General features: G+C 38.8%; 16 protein-coding genes and 2 pseudogenes. 9 read left to right on the top strand and 9 right to left on the bottom strand.

Going from position 1 to position 21,200, the window contains the following annotated elements; all coding sequences use genetic code 11:
* Positions 1-90: 90 nt before the first annotated feature.
* On the top strand, positions 91-981 hold the full coding sequence (locus ALW18_14360; protein AOE53598.1) for a lipoyl synthase: 891 nt from the start codon (positions 91-93) through the stop codon (positions 979-981).
* Between the two features lie 42 nt (positions 982-1,023).
* The gene (locus ALW18_14355; GenBank protein AOE53597.1) at positions 1,024-2,025 is read left to right on the top strand and encodes a glyceraldehyde-3-phosphate dehydrogenase; all 1,002 of its coding nucleotides are present in this window, start codon (positions 1,024-1,026) and stop codon (positions 2,023-2,025) included.
* Positions 2,026-2,101: 76 nt separating this feature from the next.
* Here ALW18_14355 and ALW18_14350 read toward each other — a convergent pair whose 3' ends face one another.
* The 3 genes from ALW18_14350 to ALW18_14340 form a co-directional block, all read right to left on the bottom strand.
* Positions 2,102-2,914, bottom strand: a complete 813-nt coding sequence (locus ALW18_14350) for a purine nucleoside phosphorylase (protein ID AOE53596.1) — start codon at positions 2,912-2,914, stop codon at positions 2,102-2,104.
* Positions 2,874-3,911 (bottom strand): tetraacyldisaccharide 4'-kinase, encoded by a 1,038-nt coding sequence (locus tag ALW18_14345; GenBank protein ID AOE53595.1) that lies wholly within the window; start codon positions 3,909-3,911, stop codon positions 2,874-2,876. Before ALW18_14345 ends, ALW18_14350 begins: the two co-directional genes overlap by 41 nt.
* A 123-nt stretch (positions 3,912-4,034) precedes the next feature.
* The gene (locus tag ALW18_14340; GenBank protein ID AOE53594.1) at positions 4,035-4,478 is read right to left on the bottom strand and encodes a hypothetical protein; all 444 of its coding nucleotides are present in this window, start codon (positions 4,476-4,478) and stop codon (positions 4,035-4,037) included.
* A gap of 174 nt (positions 4,479-4,652) precedes the next feature.
* Here ALW18_14340 and ALW18_14335 point away from each other — a divergent pair, with 174 nt between their 5' ends.
* From ALW18_14335 to ALW18_14325, 3 genes are all read left to right on the top strand, one after another.
* Positions 4,653-5,744 carry an NGG1p interacting factor NIF3 gene (locus ALW18_14335; GenBank protein AOE53593.1) on the top strand — a complete coding sequence of 364 codons (1,092 nt, stop codon included), beginning with the start codon at positions 4,653-4,655 and terminating at the stop codon, positions 5,742-5,744.
* 431 nt (positions 5,745-6,175) lie between these two features.
* On the top strand, positions 6,176-6,955 hold the full coding sequence (locus ALW18_14330) for a hypothetical protein (GenBank protein ID AOE53592.1): 780 nt from the start codon (positions 6,176-6,178) through the stop codon (positions 6,953-6,955).
* Between the two features lie 47 nt (positions 6,956-7,002).
* Positions 7,003-7,851 carry an alpha/beta hydrolase gene (locus tag ALW18_14325; GenBank protein AOE53591.1) on the top strand — a complete coding sequence of 283 codons (849 nt, stop codon included), beginning with the start codon at positions 7,003-7,005 and terminating at the stop codon, positions 7,849-7,851.
* Between the two features lie 312 nt (positions 7,852-8,163).
* On the opposite strand, the pseudogene ALW18_14320 reads toward ALW18_14325, so the two are convergent.
* Positions 8,164-9,204: pseudogene (locus ALW18_14320) on the bottom strand (hypothetical protein).
* Between the two features lie 422 nt (positions 9,205-9,626).
* Between ALW18_14320 and ALW18_14315 the strand changes: the two are divergent.
* A pseudogene (locus ALW18_14315) lies at positions 9,627-10,376 on the top strand (pseudouridine synthase).
* A gap of 117 nt (positions 10,377-10,493) precedes the next feature.
* Here the strand turns inward: ALW18_14315 and ALW18_14310 are convergent.
* Both ALW18_14310 and ALW18_14305 read right to left on the bottom strand, forming a co-directional pair.
* A complete protein-coding gene (locus tag ALW18_14310; GenBank protein AOE53590.1) occupies positions 10,494-11,231 on the bottom strand; it encodes a transcriptional regulator in 738 nt (245 codons plus the stop codon).
* Positions 11,228-12,301, bottom strand: coding sequence for a histidine kinase (locus ALW18_14305; GenBank protein ID AOE53589.1), 1,074 nt, complete (start codon positions 12,299-12,301; stop codon positions 11,228-11,230). Before ALW18_14305 ends, ALW18_14310 begins: the two co-directional genes overlap by 4 nt.
* Before the next feature lie 649 nt (positions 12,302-12,950).
* Between ALW18_14305 and ALW18_14300 the strand changes: the two genes are divergently transcribed.
* Positions 12,951-15,521 carry a hypothetical protein gene (locus ALW18_14300; GenBank protein ID AOE53588.1) on the top strand — a complete coding sequence of 857 codons (2,571 nt, stop codon included), beginning with the start codon at positions 12,951-12,953 and terminating at the stop codon, positions 15,519-15,521.
* A gap of 152 nt (positions 15,522-15,673) precedes the next feature.
* Positions 15,674-16,504: a short-chain dehydrogenase gene (locus tag ALW18_14295; protein AOE53587.1), complete on the top strand. Its 831-nt coding sequence runs from the start codon at positions 15,674-15,676 to the stop codon at positions 16,502-16,504.
* Positions 16,505-16,552: 48 nt separating this feature from the next.
* On the opposite strand, the gene ALW18_14290 is transcribed toward ALW18_14295, so the two are convergent.
* The 3 genes from ALW18_14290 to ALW18_14280 all read right to left on the bottom strand — a co-directional run bounded on the left by ALW18_14290 (position 16,553) and on the right by ALW18_14280 (position 20,419).
* Positions 16,553-17,437 (bottom strand): 5,10-methylene-tetrahydrofolate cyclohydrolase, encoded by an 885-nt coding sequence (locus ALW18_14290; GenBank protein ID AOE53586.1) that lies wholly within the window; start codon positions 17,435-17,437, stop codon positions 16,553-16,555.
* 101 nt (positions 17,438-17,538) lie between these two features.
* Positions 17,539-18,879, bottom strand: a complete 1,341-nt coding sequence (locus ALW18_14285; GenBank protein AOE53585.1) for a signal recognition particle — start codon at positions 18,877-18,879, stop codon at positions 17,539-17,541.
* A gap of 214 nt (positions 18,880-19,093) precedes the next feature.
* Positions 19,094-20,419 (bottom strand): hypothetical protein, encoded by a 1,326-nt coding sequence (locus tag ALW18_14280; GenBank protein AOE53584.1) that lies wholly within the window; start codon positions 20,417-20,419, stop codon positions 19,094-19,096.
* Between the two features lie 234 nt (positions 20,420-20,653).
* On the opposite strand from ALW18_14280, the gene ALW18_14275 reads away from it, so the two are divergent.
* Positions 20,654-21,175 carry an RNA polymerase subunit sigma-70 gene (locus ALW18_14275; protein ID AOE53583.1) on the top strand — a complete coding sequence of 174 codons (522 nt, stop codon included), beginning with the start codon at positions 20,654-20,656 and terminating at the stop codon, positions 21,173-21,175.
* Positions 21,176-21,200: the final 25 nt, after the last annotated feature.

Below are 21,200 nucleotides of genomic sequence, written 5' to 3'. Positions count from 1 at the left end.
TGCAAAGGATTGTGACAGCTTTGGCTAGCCACCAAAAATAGCTGCTGTTATACAAATAAGTAGTATCTTTGCATCTCAAAGTTTTTATATATGGAAACTGTTTTAGACACTATACGACCTACCGCCGCTAACGGACTTTTAACCCAAAAACCAAAATGGCTTAGGGTTAAATTACCTACCGGCAAAAAATATACTGAACTTCGCGGTCTTGTAGACAAATACAAGCTGCATACGATTTGTACTTCGGGAAGCTGCCCTAATATGGGTGAATGCTGGGGCGAGGGTACTGCTACCTTTATGATACTTGGTAATACCTGTACACGTTCTTGCGGCTTTTGTGGTGTAAAAACCGGACGCCCTGAGACGGTAGACTGGGATGAACCCGAAAAAGTAGCACGTTCTATTAAGCTTATGAACATTAAGCATGCTGTGGTTACCAGCGTAGACCGTGACGACCTTAAAGATGGCGGATCTATTATTTGGGCGGAAACCGTTAAGGCTATCCGCAGGATGAACCCAAACACTACACTTGAAACTCTTATCCCCGATTTTCAGGGGATAGAAAGAAATATTGACCGTATTATACAGGTTGCACCGGAAGTGGTTTCGCACAACATGGAAACTGTAAAAAGGTTAACCCGTGAAGTACGTATCCAGGCAAAATACGAACGTAGCCTTGAAGTATTACGCTACCTGAAAGCCAATGGTATTAACCGTACAAAATCGGGCATTATGCTTGGCCTTGGCGAAACCGAAGAGGAAGTGATTCAGACAATGCACGACCTTAGAAGCGTTAACCTTGATGTACTTACTATAGGGCAGTACCTTCAGCCGAGTAAAAAACACCTTCCTGTAAAAGAGTTTATAACTCCTGAGCAGTTTGAAAAATACGAAAAAATAGGACTTGAACTTGGTTTCCGCCATGTAGAGAGCGGTGCACTTGTACGTTCATCATACAAAGCACAAAAACACATTTTATAATTAGTTGAAAGTTGTCAGTTTACGGCTGACGGTTTTACAGAAATGAATAAAAAAACAAAAATTGCCATAAATGGTTTTGGCCGCATAGGCCGAAACCTTTTCAGGCTTTTAATTAACCATCCGTCTATTGAGGTGGTTGCAATAAACGATATTGCCGATGCCCGTACTATGGCGCATCTTATAAAATACGACAGTATTCACGGTATCTTGCCTTATGAGGTTTCTCACACAGAAGACAGTATTGTTATTGACGGAAAGCCCTACCCTTTCTTAAGAAAGAAAAATGCAGCCGACCAGGACTGGAAATCTCTCGAAATTGATATTGTAATTGAAGCCACAGGCAAATTCAAAACCCTTGAAGACGCCAGCAAACACCTTGATGCAGGAGCGAAGAAAGTAATACTTTCTGCACCACCGGAAGATGACCGTATTAAAACTGTTGTTCTTGGTGTTAACGAACACATACTGGACGGTACCGAAAAAGTAATATCTAACGCCAGCTGTACCACAAACAATGCCGCACCAATGATGAAGATCATAAATGACCTTTGCGGTATTGAACAGGCGTACATTACTACAGTTCACTCTTACACTACAGACCAAAGCCTGCACGACCAACCTCATAAAGACCTCAGAAGGGCACGTGGCGCAGCGCAGTCTATTGTCCCTACAACAACGGGAGCTGCTAAAGCGTTAACAAAGATTTTTCCTCAGTTTGAAGGTAAAATTGGCGGCGGAGGTATTCGTGTACCTGTACCCGATGGTTCATTAACTGATATAACATGCTACGTAAAACGCGAAGTAAGTATTGATGAAATAAATGCCGCCTTTAAAAATGCCGCCGATAACGAGCTGAAAGGAATATTGGCCTACACGGAAGACCCCATAGTATCTGTAGATATCATTGGCAACCGTAACTCATGCCTATTCGATTCCCAGTTAACATCTGTTATTGACAGGATGGTAAAAGTCGTAGGATGGTATGATAACGAAATTGGTTATTCGTCAAGAATTATAGATCTTATACTGTTTTTGGAGAAGTAAAATATAAAAGCCACGAATTACAATAATCTACACTAATTTTAAATCGGTGGCATTTTTGTAATTCGTGGCTAGCTTTTTAATACTTAATAATAAGTTCTTTAATAAGCGCTTTTACTTTCGGTTCAGCCATTTTTGCAGCTTGTAGTACTTCGTCATGGCTAAGGGTTTCGATACCTTCCTCGTTACCCATATCGGTAATAACTGAAAGTCCGAAACATTCCATATTCATATGTCTTGCCACTATAACTTCCGGCACGGTAGACATACCAACGCAATCAGCGCCAAGAATTTTAACCATTCGGTATTCCGACATTGTCTCGTATGTAGGCCCCTGCAGACCTAGGTAAATACCATCTTTAACATCTATAGATTGTGCAACGGCAATTTCTTTTGCTTTGGCGATCATCTTACGGCTGTATGCTTCGTGCATATTTAAAAATCGCGGGCCAAAACGGTCATCGTTCTTTCCGCGCAACGGATGTTCAGGGAAAAAGTTGATGTGATCGTAAATAATTACGATATCACCAACCTTGTAAAAAGAGTTTACACCTCCCGAAGCATTAGAAACAATAAGCTTATCTACACCTAAAGCCTTCATTACCCTTACCGGAAAAGTAACCTCTTCCATAGAATAGCCTTCGTAATAATGAAAACGGCCCTTCATAGCCACCACGTTATTCTGCCCTATTTTTCCAAACACAAGGCTTCCGGAATGACCTTCTACCGTTGAAACTGGAAAGTTTGGAATATCGGTATACTCCAGCATATGTTCTATTTCTATTTCATCGGTAAAGCTACCAAGCCCCGATCCTAAAATTATACCATAACGTGGCGTAAAGCCAGTCTTGTCAAGAATGTATTTTGCTGTTTCCTGTACTTTTTCCCACATAGTTTAAAATAATATTATCAAAATCGTTTGCCCCTGTAAGAAAACGGCTTTTTATAGGCAGGTAGAAAAGCCTGTTTTTAGGCAGCTTCCCTCTTAACCTCACATAATCTTTTTCGGTAGTAACGATTATTTTTATTTTCGATTTTTCTTCTAACTCTGCAAGCTCCTTATCTGTAAAGTCATGATGATCCGGATAAGCAAGTACTTCATCACCTTGCTGATACAAATGATCAAAAAAAGGCTGTGGCTTTGCAATACCTGCAACCAATGCTTTTTCAGTAGATTTCACCTCTTCTTCAGTAAGCTGCCGCTCTTCCGAATATACGGAGCTATCATATTCTATACAAGTAAAATATACTTTTTGTGAAGGATTTGGCTTTAGCTTTTTCACTATACTATCCATCGTATTTTGAGACAATTCAGGTGGACATTTGGTTACAATAATAACAGCTGCCCTATCTGCTCCCGCCCTGCCTTCACGAAGGTTACCCGCCGGCAAAAGAAAATCATCAGGATAGATATCGCCATACGAAGTCAGTAGTATATATAGCCCCGCTTTAACCCTTCTATGCTGGTAGGCATCGTCCAAAAGCAATACTTGTGGTTTCGGGGAAAGTGATAATAATTGTTCGATTCCGTTTTTTCTGTCGGCATCCACAGCCACCCTTATCTGCGGGAATTTCTGATAAAACTGAAAAGGTTCATCGCCTAATATATTGGCATCGCTGGTAGTACTGCCCAAAACAAAACCTTTAGATTTTCTTTTATAGCCACGGCTAAGCGTTGCTACTTTATAGTTATCAGACAATAGACGTATTAAATATTCAGTCTGAGGTGTTTTACCCGTACCGCCAGTACTTAAATTACCAATGGCAATTACCGGAATATTGAAACCATACGATTTAAAAATTCCCTTATTGTAGAAAAAATTACGCACTGTTGTTACCAACAGGTAAATAAGAGAGAAAGGAAACAAAAGCCTACGTAGAAATTTCATTGGCAGTTAAAGTGTTGCTTATAAGCAAAGATAATTTTTTCAAATTAACCATATGGAAATTATCTCACTATAAGCCATAAAAAAAGCGCCGTGTTCACGGCGCTTGTCTATTAGCAGAAATAATTACTTTCTTGTGTAAGTAGTGATATATTTAACTGTAACACCATTCTCAGTTTCTTCATCACTGATTCTAAGCTCGCTTGCAGTTAATTTTTCAATCGTGCTAGTATAAGTTTCTTCTCCTTCTTTAACGGTAATTGTGTTACCATTTCTCGTGTAAGTTGAAGTATCAAAATCCTCTTCACATGCAGTTCCATTGTTATTATACCACACATCTTTAACAGTAGTTGCTGTAATTTCCATGTAATCTTTATCACACCCTTCGGTATGATCATAATCTATTAAAGCATCCTGTCCATTTGCAGACACACCTTCTTTAGCATAAACCCATTTACCTTCAAGCTTTGCACTCGTGTCATCACCACCATTGTTATCATCGTCACTACAAGATGTTAATGTTAGTCCAAGTGCCAGTACCGAGAATAGTGCAATTTTAAGTTTTTTCATAATAAAAATAAAGTTTGGTTAGAGCGCAAACATATAGCATTTTTCTTAAATTACAAATATTTTACCAAGTATTTACTTAATAAAATATATATTCACTACACCAAAGCAGACAATCATCCTGATTTATCATATTTCAGTATTAAAATCTTATTTTTGCTATTAAACCAGACAATCATGCAAATTAAAGATATACTACTTGTACTAGAAACTATGGCGCCCTTAGCCTACGCTGAGGATTTTGATAATGTTGGGTTGCTTACCGGAAATATAAACGATGAGGCTACAGGCATACTGGTATGCCATGATGCACTTGAAGGTGTTATTGACGAAGCAATTAAAAACAATTGTAACCTGATAGTATGCTTTCACCCGATTTTGTTTTCGGGATTAAAAAAGATAACCGGTAAAAATTATGTAGAGCTCGCCGTTATTAAAGCAATAAAAAATGACATTGCCATTTATGCTGTCCATACTGCACTAGACAATCATCAGCAGGGAGTGAATAAAATATTTTGCGATGCATTGGGACTTATCAACACTAAGATACTTATACCTAAAGAAAACCATATTCGCAAGCTGGTAACCTATACTATACTCGAAAACCTTGAAAAATTGCGCAACGCTCTTTTTAATGCAGGTGCAGGCAGCATAGGCAATTACGAAAATTGCAGTTTCAATTCGCAAGGCTTAGGCACATATCAGGGTAACGAAAACAGTAATCCTGAAATTGGCATACCCGGTGAATTTGTAGAAGCACAGGAGATTAAAATTGAAGTAACTTTCGAAAAACAGTTGGAAGGTAAAATTCTGAAAGCGCTATTTACCAATCACGTGTACGAAGAGGTTGCCTATGAGATTTACAACCTGAATAACAGTCATCAAAATATAGGCCTTGGCATGATAGGAGAGTTTGCAGAGCCAATGGATGAAAAAGAATTCCTTCTTTTTGTAAAAGAAAAAATGCAGGCTGATGGAATTAGGCACAGTGCTTTTAACGGCAGGACAATTAAAAAAGTAGCAGTTCTCGGAGGGTCGGGAAGTTTCGCTATTAAAAACGCTATAGGCTCTGGCGCAGATGCTTTTCTTACCGCCGACTTAAAATACCACCAGTTTTACGAGGCAGAAGGCAAACTTTTACTTGCCGATATTGGTCATTTTGAAAGCGAACGATACATTCAGGAATATATTGCAGATTATCTCGGCAAACACTTAGATATGAAAGTAATTATCACTGGGATTAATACTAATCCTGTAAAATATCTGTAGCTGGAAAAACAGTTCCACGATATAGTAACACCATCAATAAAACCAACTATTACTGCACCTACAAGGAATATTATAAGCACTATCCAAGAAATTCCCTAAGCCGATTTAGACGCTACAATTTCGTGTATTTGTTTGTTTCGAGATTTAGATGATTGTGTCTTTCTGCGCATAGCTTCTTCCAGCGTATTCAGTTTTTCTATTGCGCATGGCGATAATCCTGTTTCATCGCCCCTGTATTTGATATAGTTTAAAACCTTTATAGGAAAAATGCTGTAGATACATCGGTGGTATTGCTTTGAGGAGGTGAATATAGATTTATTCTGCAACCATTACAACAAAAAATTATTTAGTTGATTATCTTACGAAAAAAATCCCTAATTTTGCATTCATTTTATTGCAAGAAATACAAATCCAGTTAAGTACATATAAATATGGCGAATATCAAGGAACTAAGTGTTGAGGACAAATTAAGGGCACTTTATGATTTACAGTTGATTGATTCAAGAATAGACGAAATCAGGAACGTGAGAGGCGAACTTCCGCTAGAGGTGGAAGATCTTGAGGACGAAGTTGCCGGATTAAGCACTAGGCTTGAAAAACTGAAAACAGACCTTGAATCTATCGAAGAGCAGATTAAAGATAAAAAAGTGGCTATTGAAGATCACAAAGCAGCCATTAAAAAATATACTGAACAGCAACAAAATGTGCGTAACAACCGTGAATTCAACTCTCTTACTAAAGAGGTAGAATTCCAGGAACTTGAAATTCAGCTAGCTGAAAAGCACATTAAAGAAATGAAAGCTTCTATTGAGCACAAAAAAGAGACTATTGCACAATCTTCTGAAAGACTTGATGCAAAATCATCTCACCTTGGCCACAAAAAATCTGAACTTGATGCTATTATGGCTGAAACTCAGAAAGAAGAAACATTCCTTTCTGAAAAATCTGCTGAGTACCGTGAGCTAATTGAAGAAAGACTTCTTGCTGCTTACAACAGGATCAGAACCAGCGTTAGAAACGGCCTTGCTGTAGTATCTATCGAAAGAGGTGCTTCTGCAGGATCTTTCTTTACAATTCCACCACAAACTCAGATGGAAATTGCTGCCCGTAAAAAGATCATTACTGATGAGCACAGCGGACGTATTCTTGTAGACAGCGTTCTTGCTGAAGAAGAAAAAGAAAAAATGGAACAATTGTTCTCTAAAATATAATTATCAAATCCCCCGCCACGGCGGGGGATTTTTTTTGTCTCTCCGCGATGCAAAAACTACTAACCTTTCTCATTTCCAAATCGCTTGGGCTTTATATAAACCTGCTTGGCTATATCTATCCAAAGAAAGCCAGCCAGCTTGCCTATAAGTATTTTACCCATCCCCGTGACGGCAGGCTGATTAAAGAGGCACTACCCGAAATACTTAAAGAGGCCGAAGCCGAAATGATAACCCATAACGATTTTCTTTTCCAGACTTATACATGGAAAGGCAACGCTACAAAAGTGATGCTCCTTCACGGATGGGAAAGCAACGCTTCCCGCTGGGAGCTTCTTATCGGCTATCTTAAAAAATCAGGAAGTACTATTATTGCTGTAGACGCGCCTGCACATGGACTATCATCCGGAAACGAATTCAACATTCCGCAGTACGCAGAACTTGTAAATGTGGTTGCCGAATCTGTAAAGCCGGATTACCTTATAGGTCATTCCCTTGGCGGAGCAACGGCTATATATTTTCAATCGCACTACACCAACGAATACATAAAGAAGATGGTGATTTTAGGCGCACCAAGTGACCTGAGTACGATCTTAAGAAATTACGTTGGCATGCTTAGCCTTAACAGTAATGTTTTCCAGCTTTTAGAAAAACACTTTTTTGAGCATTTCAGGATTAAGACACATGAATTTTCAGGAAGCCTTTTCGCTAAAAAAATAAAAATTAAAGCACTGCTTGCCCACGATGTAAAAGATACTGTAGTATCTTATAAAGAGGGTAAAAAAATTGCTGCTGCCTGGCCTGATGCGCGATTTATCACCACTAAAGGACTAGGACACAGTATGCACGACGCATCTTTATACAATACTATATACTCTTTCTTATTTGAAGAGCAATAAAAAAGGCGGAATGCACATTCCGCCTTTTTTATTGCTCTATCGATACTAGTTTTTTACTATTTTCTTTGAGACGGATTTTCCGTTATCTGTAATCTTTACAATATAGACACCTTTTGAAAAGTTTGTAAAATCTATCGCTCCGTTCATATTATCCGAAGCATACACCTGCTGACCTACTGCGTTATACACTTCCGCTTTTACGCTCGTAGAAAAGTTACCCGCAATAGTTAGATTTTCCTCTACAGGGTTTGGATAAGCAATAAAACTTTCTTTATCAACACTATTAATACCAAGCAACACATCTAATGCAGCAAGCGCCTGGGGCATATTAGGAAACGGACCTATATTACCCCCCATACCCTGAGGAATACCTGTAGATTTAAGAAGATCTCGAAGTTCCGCGCCTGTCATATATTCATTAGTAAGGTCATGATACCTTGATTGTAACACAACAGCGCAAGATGCAACTATTGGGGTTGCAGAACTCGTACCATTAAACCACGTATAGGTCTGGTTAAAATCGTTGGCAATGGTGTAGGCATCTCCTGAACCGGATGACAACACCCACATTCCCCACCCCTGCAAATCTACCCTTTCACCATAAGTACTAAAATCCAGCCTGTCATGATTAAGGTCATTGCTTCCTGCACCAACGATAATCGCTCCGCTGTCTCCCCTATTTCTATATGAGGCATATTGGGGTGCATCAAGATTTTCTGCACCGTTTCCGGCAGCTGCCACAATTATAATACCCGAATCAGTCGCTGCTTTTGTAAGATCCCATACTACATTTTCATATTCTGCAGGACCATATTTGCCAAGTGCACCGGTAGCCTGTAATTCGTAAATTATAAAATCACCTTCTGTAGAATTTATAATGGATTGCATAATTGCATTTACCCTGTTATAGCCTACAAACTGTTCGTATTCGGGAAACAACAGCAGTTCTTTTGCGCCATACGCAAGTCCCGACACACCATAATCACCTTCTTTATCAGCATACATTATTCCGAAAACCCCTGTACCATGTTCTGTATAACCAACCTCCGCCTGATCTGAAATTATCATTCCACCACCAACAGATACATTTCTTTCGTTAAACTCTTCATGGTCTTTATTAAACCCAAATTCTATATCACGAATATTAATACCCTGTCCCGTTAGTCCCAACTCCCAAGCGTATGTCATATCAACACCGTAATCGGTAACATAAAGCTGCTGATCTGCAAAAGATGGTGTTACCGGTGCAATGTCGTACGGAGGTTTTACAGGAGTAAGCGGCATAAGGCTGCAATACTCAACATTATCAAGTTTTTCAAGAGCCATTGCCAATTCAAGCATTCTTTCATTGGTAGGATTCTCAATTTTAAACTCCTGTATATTTTTAAGTTTATCTAAAGACTTACTGCTGCCTGTGTTTTTAATTGCCATGTAGCTCAATTCCTTAAATTTATCTTCCGGTATATCAAAAGCTTGTTGAGGAGTGACATTATACTGTCTTACCAGCATAGCAAGGCTTTCTTCAGGCAAAGCTAATCTCTCACCGGAAGATGGCATATTTTTAAAGGAAACATACAACCGGTGGTATTCACTCTGCGGTGTAAGGTGCAACTGTCCCTTCCGATCTTGGGCATAGGAAAGCGCCGAAAACAGGGCCAGTAATAAAATAGTAATTCTGTTTTTCATAATTCTTAGCAATTTGTTAAACTTTTTCAGCACCAATATAGTAATTATATGCAGTTACAGATTGTAAAAATTTAACTTACTTTTGCAGTATGGAAGAAGTGAAGCGCCTAAACAAGTATATATCTGAAACCGGCTACTGCTCGCGCAGGGAAGCCGACAAGCTTATTGAAGACGGAAGAGTAACCATAAACGGTATTGTACCTGAAATGGGAACTAAAGTAACACCGGAAGATGAAGTACGTATTGACGGAAAGCTTATTAAAGAAAAAGCAGGCAGCAATGTATATCTTGCCTTCAACAAACCTGTGGGTATTGAATGTACTACAAACCCCGACGTAAGGGACAATATTGTAGATTATATTAATTACCCAAAACGTATATTCCCAATAGGAAGGCTGGATAAAGCCAGTGAAGGACTTATTTTTATGACCGATGATGGTGATATCGTAAACAAGATTTTACGCGCAAGGAACAATCACGAGAAAGAATATATTGTTACCGTAAACAGACCCATTACCGACAGGTTTATACAACGCATGGGTAATGGCGTACCTATTCTAGATACTGTTACCAGAAAATGTAAGGTGGAACAAATTAGTAAGTACATTTTCAGGATCGTGCTTACACAGGGCTTAAACCGCCAGATTAGGCGAATGACAGAATATCTTGGCTATGATGTTACGGCACTTAAACGTATACGAATTATAAACATATCGCTTGATGTACCTGTTGGACGTTACAGGGAACTTACATCTGCTGAGATTAAAGAGTTAAATACTCTTATTGAACCTTCCAGTAAAACGGAGGAAGCAAGTTTGCCTAAAGAAGAGCCTACCCAAAGAATATCGGCTGCACGCAGGCCTGCTAATCCCGGAAGGGCACAAGGAGGGAACAATGGCCCTGCACGACCATTTAATACCAGCAGAAGACCACCACGACCAGGCTACAGGGATTAGTTATAAACTAAGCATATCTTTAAACAATGCCGATTGACGCCTCGAAATCTCAATTTCGGTGCCATCATTCATTGTAGCTTTTAGTTTGCCATTAAACCAGTTATCTACCGATTTAATATATTTAAGATTAATAATCTGCTGCCTGTTTACCCTAAAGAAAACTGTTTCGGGCAGTCGCTCTTCTATCTGATTAAGCGACTTATAGATAAGAGGCTTGCAATCTTTAAAATAGACGCGGGTATAGTTGCCTACGATTTCAAATAAAAACACCTCACCTATTTTTACAAGCCAGCATTTTTCGCCATCCTTGATAAATATCTGGCTTTCTTCGGTAAGCTGATGTGTCGCAGCCGATGGAGTTGGCTGTTCATTTACATCACTAACTTTATCTTTTATTTTTTGAACGGCATCCGAAAACCTCTTCTCATTAATAGGCTTAAGCAGATAATCCAGTGCGTTGTATTCGAAAGATTTTATAGCATATTCATCAAAAGCAGTTGTAAATACGGTGATAGGAACATCATCCAGCATTTCTAAAAGTTCAAAGCCATCTTTGCCCGGCATATTAATATCCAGGAAAATAAGTTGCGGCTTCAATTCATTGATCATTGCAAAGGCATCATCAACATTCTCTGCTTCGCCAATAACGTTAATTTCCGAATGCGTTTTAATTAGCTCTTTCAGCTCATTCCGTGCAAGGCGGGAATCTTCTACTATTACAGTTCTTATGCTACTCATGCTCGTGGAATTATAATTTTAGCTTCGACAAAATTACTATTTTCCTCGAGGGTAAAATAAGCTTTGTTTCCATAAAGCAGCGACAGCCTTTGTTTTATATTTTCAAGCCCCAGCCTTGTAGAACCATCGGTTATCAAAAGCTTGCCTGAATTCTGCACTATAATCACAAGATCATTATCTATAGTATCAACTCTTAAACGAACCTCTCCACCTTCCTTAATTTTACCTATACCATGCTTTACTGCATTTTCTACCAGCATCTGTATAACCATTGGCGGAATACCCGTATTAATGGTTTCCGGATTAACATCTATCACAAAATTTAATCTGTCTTCAAACTGAATTTTAGAAACCTCAATATAGTTATCTACTGTCTGCAATTCTTCTTTAAGAGGAATTGTATTTACACCATTCTTTGTAAGGCTGTAACGAAGCATTTCAGAAAGGCGCGTTATCATATCTCTTGCCCGTGGTGCATCCTCTAATATAAGTCCGCGTATATTGTTTAAGCTGTTAAACATAAAGTGCGGATTAATTTGCCCTTTCAACGTGTTTAGCTGTGAATCTCTTAAATTAGATTCAAGCTGAAGCTGGCTTATTTTAACTTCATTAATGTGTCGGTAGGCTTTAATAGTTATAATAACAAATAGCCAAATGGTAAATATTGCTCCAAAATAAGGCACATTCATTATCATCATAAAAAGTGTAGCCGCCATATGCTTACCCATAAGCAGGTAGTAGGTAAAATCTAATAATGGCCAGATAATTAGGCTATACCCTATAACAACAACCGTTAATATAAAAAGCATTTTTAATATTGCCGATCGCTTAAGATCGTTAAATACGATAAGGCGTTCTAAAAAATAAAGCAGGATGTTGGATAACAGGTAAGCAACTACGCCGCAAATAATACCTTCAAAAATATAATAGGGAACTACCGATGAATCTCCCATAGTTTCGGGATACCTGATACGATATGATACCTTACCCAAGGTAAGCGAACATAACACATACAAGATGAATGCAGAAGCTGTGTAGAAATGATATTTAGCGTTATTTAATAAATTCATTTAGTATTATTCTAAAAAAGATCAGGCAATGTTTTTAAGCATTGCCTGATTGTTTAACTACTCAAAATAACCTGATTTTTTTTGATTGATGATTGATGATTTATTTTTCAGTCATTAAAATAATGACAGGATCAGGTTTACCATAGTCTTTAAAACGAAAACTGCAATTGATACCATAATTTTAGTTTTTTAGGCCCGAAGGCAGATTGATTGGTAGGTTGAGTCAAATGTAATTCAATATTTTTCTTACAGCGATGTATTTATGACGAACGGCAGCTATTTTATGACGAACGGCAAAGAAATTATATAGCTACTCACTCTTTGGCTATTGATGATTATAAATTAAGAATATATCGATTTCGTATTTTAACATTTATAAAGAAAAATACATCATTTTTTAATAAACTTAACAAATTATCCTTAAAAAATACTTTATCACCTTCAACAACAATAAGAAAATCAACCTTATAGTCAAAAAGACCATAGGTAAAATTTATGAAATTGTTCACTTTTTGTGATTCTTAAATATTTTAACAGCGAAATACTTAATAAAATAACAATATATAAAATTTTGTTATAAATATATTTTACTGACAATCATATAGTTAACTTTTTATCTTAGCAACACTAACTAAAACAATAATTACAAATGAAAAAAATCACCCTACTATTTGGGCTATTGCTGGCGGCTCATGGCTGGTCGCAGGATTGTAATCCGCAGGTATCTTATGTGGAAAATTTTGAAGGTGTCACTGTCCCTTCATTGCCACCTTGCATAACAACATCTAGTCCAAATGGAAATGGATGGAAAACGTCCGACAATCCCGGAAATCTATTCACAAACAAAACATTGCAGTATACCGCAAATGCACAACCTGCAAATGCATGGTACTTTAGTAAAGGAATTACAATGACGGCGGGAGTCTACTACAGAGTCCGTTATATGTATGGAAAAAACAGTGGTGCAACTACAGAAAACCTTAGGGTGACCTTAGGGACTACAGGTACCCAAAACGATGCAACGTTTCAGGAACACACTATAACAAGCGCATCTGCTACAATACATAATGTAGATTTGATGCCTGCCCAAACTACAGGAACGTATTACTTAGGTTTCTATGCTCATAGCGATGCGAACCAGGGCAACATATATGTAGATGACATTGTTATAGAACCTGCTGTATGCGGCACACCTACTAACGTAACTGTAAAAAATGTAACTCAAAATGGAGCATCTGTATCGTGGGGCGCACCAACAGGAAGTAATATTGGTATGTTAACCGTATACCAGTACGCTTATGGAACAACCAATACCCCGCCTGCTGACGGAACATACCATCCACAAACATCGGTAGCATTAGAAGGATTAAACCCTTCTACAACTTATTATCTGTTTACAAGGTCATTATGTGGCCCTGTATGGAGCGACTGGACCGAGGGAATTCCGTTTACAACCGCATCTTGTGCAGTTACCTCAATTCCATATACACAGGATTTTGAGTCTGCTACAACACCCGCAGTACCCGCATGTACATCGGCAAGCCAGTGGACTACCACAGACAATGCCGGAAATGGCTTTACAACTAAATCACTACAATACACAGGCGGAACAAATGCTGCAAATGCGTGGTTTTTTACACAGGGAGTTACGTTAGTTGCGGGTACTCATTATAAAATTTCGTATAAATATGGTAACAATAGTGCCACTACTACAGAGAAACTTAAAACTTATTTAGCTACAAGTCCAAACCCTGCTTCTGTGTCAAGCACATTATCAGATCACGCTTCAATTACAGGCGGAACTGCAGTAGACTTTGGTTTACCGAATGCATTTTCGGTTGGAGAAACAGGAATTTACTATTTTGCATTTAACGGATATAGTGATGCATCACAAGGTAATTTATACGTAGATGATATTGTTATAGAACCATGGACGTGCAGCGTACCTACTAATCTTCAGGCATCAAACATTACAACAACCAGTGCTACTTTTACGTGGGAATCGCAGGGCAATCCAGCTGTCGGTTATTTATATGCCGTATCTACAACAAATACCACACCTTCGAATCCGATATTTCAAAGCGGTTTAAGTGTAAATGTATCCGAACTTACTCCGGGAACAACATATTATGTATTCGTAAAAGGTATATGTGGCCCTGTAGAAGGTGACTGGTCTGAAAGCATGACATTTACAACGCCCGCATGCGAAGCTACTACCGTACCTTATTCATTAGATTTTGAAACAGCTACTGTTCCTGCCGCTCCTTCATGTACAATAATTAGTGCAGCAACTACCGGAAACAACTGGGTTACAGCTACCAACCCGGGAAGCGGGTTTACCTCAAATGCGCTTGCATACACGGGTACCGATGCAACGGCTAACGCATGGTTGTTTACAAACGGTATCCAGCTTACAGAGGGAACCCGTTATAAAATATCATATAAGTATGGCAACGGCAATACTGCAACAACCGAGAACCTTAAAGTAACAATAGGCACAAACCCTAATGCCGAATGGGTTACTGAAGATCTTGCCACACATGCAGGAATAACAGGAGCAACCCAATTATCACATACAGTTGAATATTTTACTGTTGAAACATCGGGTGTTTACTATTTTGGTTTTAATGCTTATAGTGCGCCAAGCCAGGGAAGCCTTTTCGTAGACGATTTCCTTATTGAGGAAATAGATTGTGGCGAACCTACAAATCTTAGTGTTAATGATGTTACAGACACTACTGCAACAGTAACATGGGAAGCTGCTACTACAGGAAATGCTACACCTAATGTTTATGAATACAACTACGGAACAACCGACGCGCTTCCTACAGAAGGCACACCGGAAACAACAACATCAATAGCTCTTGATGAGCTTACTGCTGACACTCAATATTACGCATTTGTAAGAGTGTTATGTGGCCCGACATGGAGCGAATGGGTTACGATACCTTTTAAAACAGATGCTACAGTTGGCCTTAACGATAAAAATTTCACCTCGTTAACAGCATATCCTAACCCTGTAAAAGACGTACTGCATCTTAATGCTGCTACATCTATTACTAAGGTTGAAGTATACAGCATTACAGGACAGCTTATACTTAGCCAGGACAACAACAGCCTGGATGCTGAAGTTAATTTACAGCAGGTATCAGCCGGAGTATACCTTGTAAATGTTTTAGGTGAAGGTACATCTAAGAGAATTAAAATTGTGAAACAATAGGTAATTTTGATTAATAGGAGGAGAAGGCGCTTTAGGGGCGCCTTCTCTGATTCTAACCGTTACTGTTTGATTTATACAACTATGCGTTTGGAACATACAAACCTTAAGCCTTATGATTTCCTGAACTTTGTATTACTTTAAACACGATAAATATGGAAACGAAAATATGGTTTGTAACAGGCGCTTCAAAAGGACTTGGGTTGTCTTTAGTGAAACAGCTTTTAGCCGCAGGACAAAAGATAGCGTCAACATCCCGCATCAAAGATGAGCTTATCAAAGCTGTGGGAATTACCAGCGATAACTTTTTACCATTACAGGTAGACCTTGCCAATAGTGATATTGTAAAAAAGGCTATCGAAAAAACACTGGTTACTTTTGGAAGGATTGATGTTTTGATAAATAATGCAGGATATGGCATCGGCGGAAGCCTTGAAGAACTTACAGATACAGAAGTCCGTTCAGCTTTTGATGTGAACGTGTTTGGCACCATAAATACAATACGCCACACTTTACCAATTATGAGAAAGCAACGATCGGGGCATATAATTAATATTGCTTCTATTGCGGGTATTGGTGCTGTTGCAGGATGGGCCGCTTATGGAGCCGCTAAAGCCGCTGTTATCGCTTTGACCGAGGTACTTGCCGAAGATGTAAAAGAGTTTGGCATTACAGCTACCGCTGTTGCACCGGGAGCCTTCAGAACTAGTTTTTTGACTGAAGAATCGCTTGTATTGGCCAAAAATCCAATTGACGAATATTCGGTTATAAGAGAATCGCATAAAAAATATGACGCCATGAACGGCAACCAGGCCGGTGACCCCGAAAAAGCGGCAGCTATTATGATACAGACTGCCTATAACGAAAACCCGCCGATACTTTTACTATTAGGCAGCGACGCGTACCGAAGGGCAAACAAAAAGCTGGAAAGCCTGAAAGATCAATATGATGCTTTGGAAAAAACCACAAAATCTACTGATTACTAAAAAAGGCGCCCGATGGGCGCCTTTTAAGTTATATTAAAATAAGAAAAATTATTTCTTCTCTCTCTTAAGTTCTCTTGCAAGAAGTGTGTTTTTTAATAGCATAGCAATTGTCATTGGCCCAACACCACCCGGAACCGGAGTAATGAAAGATGCTTTTTTGCTTACATTATCAAAATCAACGTCACCGGTAATAACATATCCTTTAGGGTTCGTTTCATCGGCAACACGTGTAATACCCACGTCTATAATCACAACATCGTCCTTAACCATTTCTGCTTTAAGGTAATTAGGCACACCTAAAGCTGTGATAATAATATCGGCCTGCGTAGTTATCTGTGCAATGTTTTTAGTATGGCTGTGCGTTAACGTAACCGTTGAGTTACCAGGAAAACCTTTACGTCCCATAAGGATACTCATTGGGCGGCCTACAATATGGCTACGGCCAATAACTACAGTATGTTTTCCGGCAGTTTCTACGTTATAACGCTCTAATAATTCAAGGATACCAAATGGAGTAGCCGGAATAAACGTTGTCATATCCAGCGCCATTTTACCAAAGTTCTCAGGGTGAAAACCGTCAACATCTTTGCTTGGGTCTATCGCCATAAGCACTTTTTGGTCGTCAATCTGTTTTGGTAACGGAAGCTGTACTATAAAACCATCGATGTTAGCATCCTGGTTAAGTTCTTCAATTTTTTGTAATAGCTCAAGCTCAGATATAGTGCTTGGCAGTTTTATAAGTGTAGACTCAAACCCTACACGTTCGCAGGCCTTAACTTTGCTGCCTACATAAGTAAGGCTGGCACCGTCGTTACCTACAATCACAGCTGCAAGGTGAGGCACCTTCTCGCCATTCTGCTTCATTTTCGTTACAACTTCGGCAATTTCATTTTTAATGTCTTCCGAAACCTTTTTTCCGTCGAGTAATTGCATTGTTCGTGTTTTATTTTTTTGAAATAGATGTTCTTTACGATTCTGCCACGGGCAGTAAATTATAATAAAAAAAAGACGCGTTTTATCGCGTCTCAGTATTTTTAAGGCTTCATTCCTTTCATTCCGCCCATCATCCTCATCAGGTTTTTGCCTGCGCCACCCTGCATCATCTTCATCATTTTGCTCATCTGGTCAAACTGTTTTAGCAACTGGTTTACCTGCTGTATAGAGGTACCCGATCCTTTTGCAATCCTGTTTTTCCTTTTGGCATCAATAACTGCCGGCTTGCTGCGCTCTACCGGAGTCATGGAATGTATAATAGCTTCGATATGTTTAAAGGCATCATCTTCAATTTCAACATCTTTAAGGGCTTTTCCGGCACCCGGAATCATCCCCACAAGATCTTTCATGTTACCCATTTTTTTAACCTGCTGTATCTGCGAAAGGAAATCGTCAAAACCAAATTCGTTTTTAGCGATCTTCTTTTGTAGCTTTCTCGCTTCTTCTTCGTCATACTGCTCCTGTGCTCTTTCCACAAGCGACACAACGTCACCCATACCAAGAATACGGTCTGCCATACGGTTTGGATAGAAAACATCAATAGCTTCCATTTTCTCACCCGTACCAATAAATTTGATAGGCTTGTTTACTACCGATTTAATTGAGATGGCGGCACCACCACGTGTATCACCATCTAATTTAGTAAGTATAACACCATCAAAATTCAGCCTGTCGTTAAACGCTTTGGCTGTGTTTACCGCATCCTGACCTGTCATGGCATCTACCACAAACAATGTTTCGTGCGGCTCTATAGCTTTATGAACGTTAGCGATCTCGTTCATCATTTCTTCATCTACAGCAAGACGTCCGGCGGTATCCACGATAACCACATTGAATCCGTTTGCTTTAGCATGCTTAATTGCATTTTGGGCGATTTCAACAGCATTTTTGTTGCCTTCTTCAGAGTATACTTCTACCCCTATCTGCTCACCTACTACATGAAGCTGGTTGATAGCCGCCGGACGGTAAATATCACACGCTACAAGTAATGGTTTTTTATTCTTTTTGGTTTTAAGGAAATTAGCCAGCTTTCCTGAGAAAGTAGTTTTACCTGAACCCTGAAGACCCGACATTAGTATGATGGAAGGGTTGCCCGAAAGGTTAATACCTGCAGCATCTCCACCCATAAGTTCGGTAAGCTCATCTTTAACAAGCTTTACCATTAACTGGCCCGGCTGTAATGTAGTTAATACATTTTCGCCAATAGCTTTTTCTTTTACTTTGGTAGTAAAATCTTTAGCTATCTTAAAGTTAACGTCGGCATCAAGTAACGCCCTGCGCACCTCTTTAAGAGTGTCGGCAACATTTACCTCGGTTATCTTTCCGTGACCTTTAAGTATATGAAAGGCTTTATCTAATTTTTCGCTTAAATTATCGAACATAAATTCAGGGTTTCTTTATAGAGGTGCAAATTTAAGAATTTGATTTTTAAGTTACAGGGTTTCGTGTAATAAAAAACAATGTATTGCAGAGTGTCCGTCATAAAAGAGTAACATTTTTTCTAAATATATAATTCTGATATAGAATACAAATAAAAAACCGGCCTGGGAAGTGACCGGTTTTTCGAAAAAAACTTGAATATTTAAAAAAACACAACTATTCTAAACATGTATTACAATCGCCATCCAGTTCATACAGCGTTTGTATTTCCTGTGGCATCAAAACCCTTTTGTAAACTCTCAGGTCATCTAAAAATCCCTGGAAATTTTTACCTATATAATAATCCATAGCCTCTGTACCAATACCATTCGGAATCAATGAAGTAGCACGCAGCTGTCCATCGCGATACAGGCTGATTTCATTACCTGAACTTACAGTTACTACCAAATGGTGCCACTGGGTTATATCTACCGGTAATGCTGCATCAGCTTTCCAGTCGCCATCTACGAGCAGGACTTCACCAGCTTTAAACTGTGGCGCATTGAGGCTAAAAACAGAAATCTCAAATCCCGCACCATCGACACCTTTAGCAAATAATGTTTCAAGATTATTACTATTAGTATTATTCATCCTGAACCAAAGGCTCACGCTAAACGCGTCATTAATATCTATTTTATTCTTAACAGTAGAGGGCACTGTTACAAATTCGCTACCTGTGAACTGTACCGAACATGTTTGGTTTCCTTCCCTGTCGGACTTAAATGCAATACTTCCTGAAGGCAATTCAATATTGCCCTTTAAATCTTTAACGACTCCTGAAAACGGCATATATAATAGCAGATCATCCACTAATACTCCCGGATTGGTGCACCCACCATTTTTGCATCCTTCAATTGCATTTGTGACTGCACTAAAAAACTGGTCGTTATTAGTAATTGTTATACCCGGCCCATCTTTAACCGTAAGCAAAACAGGATATTTTATTGCATAGTATTCATTTTCTGCCATATTTTGCAATATGGTATATAAACCTGCATTGTTTTCTACACTATAGCTATTCTGCATCTGAAACCCACTGTTGTACGTGTAAGCTGTAATAGGATATACAATACTAACACAATCTGTACCCATATAATCTGCAATACTGCTACACTCTGCAATTACAGTTTTAAGCTGATTTTCGTCTGCGACACTAAACGATGAATAATCGTGTCTTTCCAGTGTTATAGGGTAACCGAATATAATTTTATCCTCATCCTCATCGCTTTCGTCTAAAATCTCATTCACCTTTTGGTAATCGGCAGCCGTACTTACCAGCATTGCATGCCCGTTTACATTAACCTCTACCGGAAGCTGAATCTTAAAACAGCTCGTACCGTCCAATACATTGTCTATTGAAGTGTCATTTGCCGTCATCGATTTTAGCATACCCGTTAGCGGGGAAGATGCAGTTAAAGCTACCGTATTTTCGGTAACCGTATCTTCCTGGCATGACAAAACCAATAAGACAAACACTACGACAGCAAGTAAATTTTTAATCATTATAATTAGAACCCATTTAATTTAAAACAGTCAAAATTTAAAATACCCTACCCTGATTTTCATTTTTTTTTGACATTAATGATCCTTCATAAAAAACATTAATATATTGAATATTTATATCTTCTAATTTACTTTTCGATACAGAAAAAAGCATAATATTGCCATTCAGTATTTTTGTTAGATTCACCCGGCAGAGGAAATTTATTACTGTATCACTTATATGTATCAGCCAAAATGAAAGACAATTCGCTTACAGGAATTTGTGAAGAGATCATTTTCTCGAACTTTTTTAAAAGCCACGCAAAGTCGCTACGTAATTACCTTTATTATAAATTTGGTAATGAAGAGCAGGCCGAAGACGTTACTCAGGAGGCTTTCATAAAGCTTTGGGAAAACTGCGCCAGCGTTCCGCTTGAGAAAGCAAAATCGTTTCTTTACACGGTTGCTAATAATACCACCCTCAACCAGATTGCCCACCAGAAAGTAGTTTTAGAATACAATAAAAAAAGCCCTGCAAACAACACCGATTCCCAGAGCCCGGAATTTCTTATGGAAGAAGAGCAGTTTAAAACCAAACTACAAAAATCCATTGCAAACCTTACCGAAGCTCAGCGTACCGCTTTTCTTTTACACCGTATAGATGGTAAGAAGTACCATGAAATTGCCGAAATATTAGGTATTAGCGTAAAGGCTGTTGAAAAACGACTGCATGGCGCCTTATTGGAATTAAGAAAAGAAATTGAAAATTTAAGGTAGGGAATTTTAAAGCATAACTGTTATA

Source organism: Flavobacterium psychrophilum (assembly GCA_001708385.1).
GTDB classification, from domain to species: domain Bacteria; phylum Bacteroidota; class Bacteroidia; order Flavobacteriales; family Flavobacteriaceae; genus Flavobacterium; species Flavobacterium psychrophilum_A.
Note: the sequence above shows the minus strand (reverse complement) of the source record. Positions and strands in the feature narration are given on the sequence as shown.

Bases quoted from the DNA above. Each gene is read 5' to 3' on its own strand.
- ALW18_14330 (AOE53592.1), top strand. From the start codon at position 6,176: ATGGCGAATATCAAGGAACTAAGTGTTGAGGACAAATTAAGGGCACTT.
- ALW18_14310 (AOE53590.1), bottom strand. From the start codon at position 11,231: ATGAGTAGCATAAGAACTGTAATAGTAGAAGATTCCCGCCTTGCACGG.
- ALW18_14340 (AOE53594.1), bottom strand. From the start codon at position 4,478: ATGAAAAAACTTAAAATTGCACTATTCTCGGTACTGGCACTTGGACTA.
- ALW18_14290 (AOE53586.1), bottom strand. From the start codon at position 17,437: ATGCAATTACTCGACGGAAAAAAGGTTTCGGAAGACATTAAAAATGAA.
- ALW18_14335 (AOE53593.1), top strand. From the start codon at position 4,653: ATGCAAATTAAAGATATACTACTTGTACTAGAAACTATGGCGCCCTTA.
- ALW18_14350 (AOE53596.1), bottom strand. From the start codon at position 2,914: ATGTGGGAAAAAGTACAGGAAACAGCAAAATACATTCTTGACAAGACT.
- ALW18_14300 (AOE53588.1), top strand. From the start codon at position 12,951: ATGAAAAAAATCACCCTACTATTTGGGCTATTGCTGGCGGCTCATGGC.
- ALW18_14345 (AOE53595.1), bottom strand. From the start codon at position 3,911: ATGAAATTTCTACGTAGGCTTTTGTTTCCTTTCTCTCTTATTTACCTG.
- ALW18_14295 (AOE53587.1), top strand. From the start codon at position 15,674: ATGGAAACGAAAATATGGTTTGTAACAGGCGCTTCAAAAGGACTTGGG.
- ALW18_14325 (AOE53591.1), top strand. From the start codon at position 7,003: ATGCAAAAACTACTAACCTTTCTCATTTCCAAATCGCTTGGGCTTTAT.
- ALW18_14285 (AOE53585.1), bottom strand. From the start codon at position 18,879: ATGTTCGATAATTTAAGCGAAAAATTAGATAAAGCCTTTCATATACTT.
- ALW18_14275 (AOE53583.1), top strand. From the start codon at position 20,654: ATGAAAGACAATTCGCTTACAGGAATTTGTGAAGAGATCATTTTCTCG.
- ALW18_14360 (AOE53598.1), top strand. From the start codon at position 91: ATGGAAACTGTTTTAGACACTATACGACCTACCGCCGCTAACGGACTT.
- ALW18_14305 (AOE53589.1), bottom strand. From the start codon at position 12,301: ATGAATTTATTAAATAACGCTAAATATCATTTCTACACAGCTTCTGCA.
- ALW18_14355 (AOE53597.1), top strand. From the start codon at position 1,024: ATGAATAAAAAAACAAAAATTGCCATAAATGGTTTTGGCCGCATAGGC.
- ALW18_14280 (AOE53584.1), bottom strand. From the start codon at position 20,419: ATGATTAAAAATTTACTTGCTGTCGTAGTGTTTGTCTTATTGGTTTTG.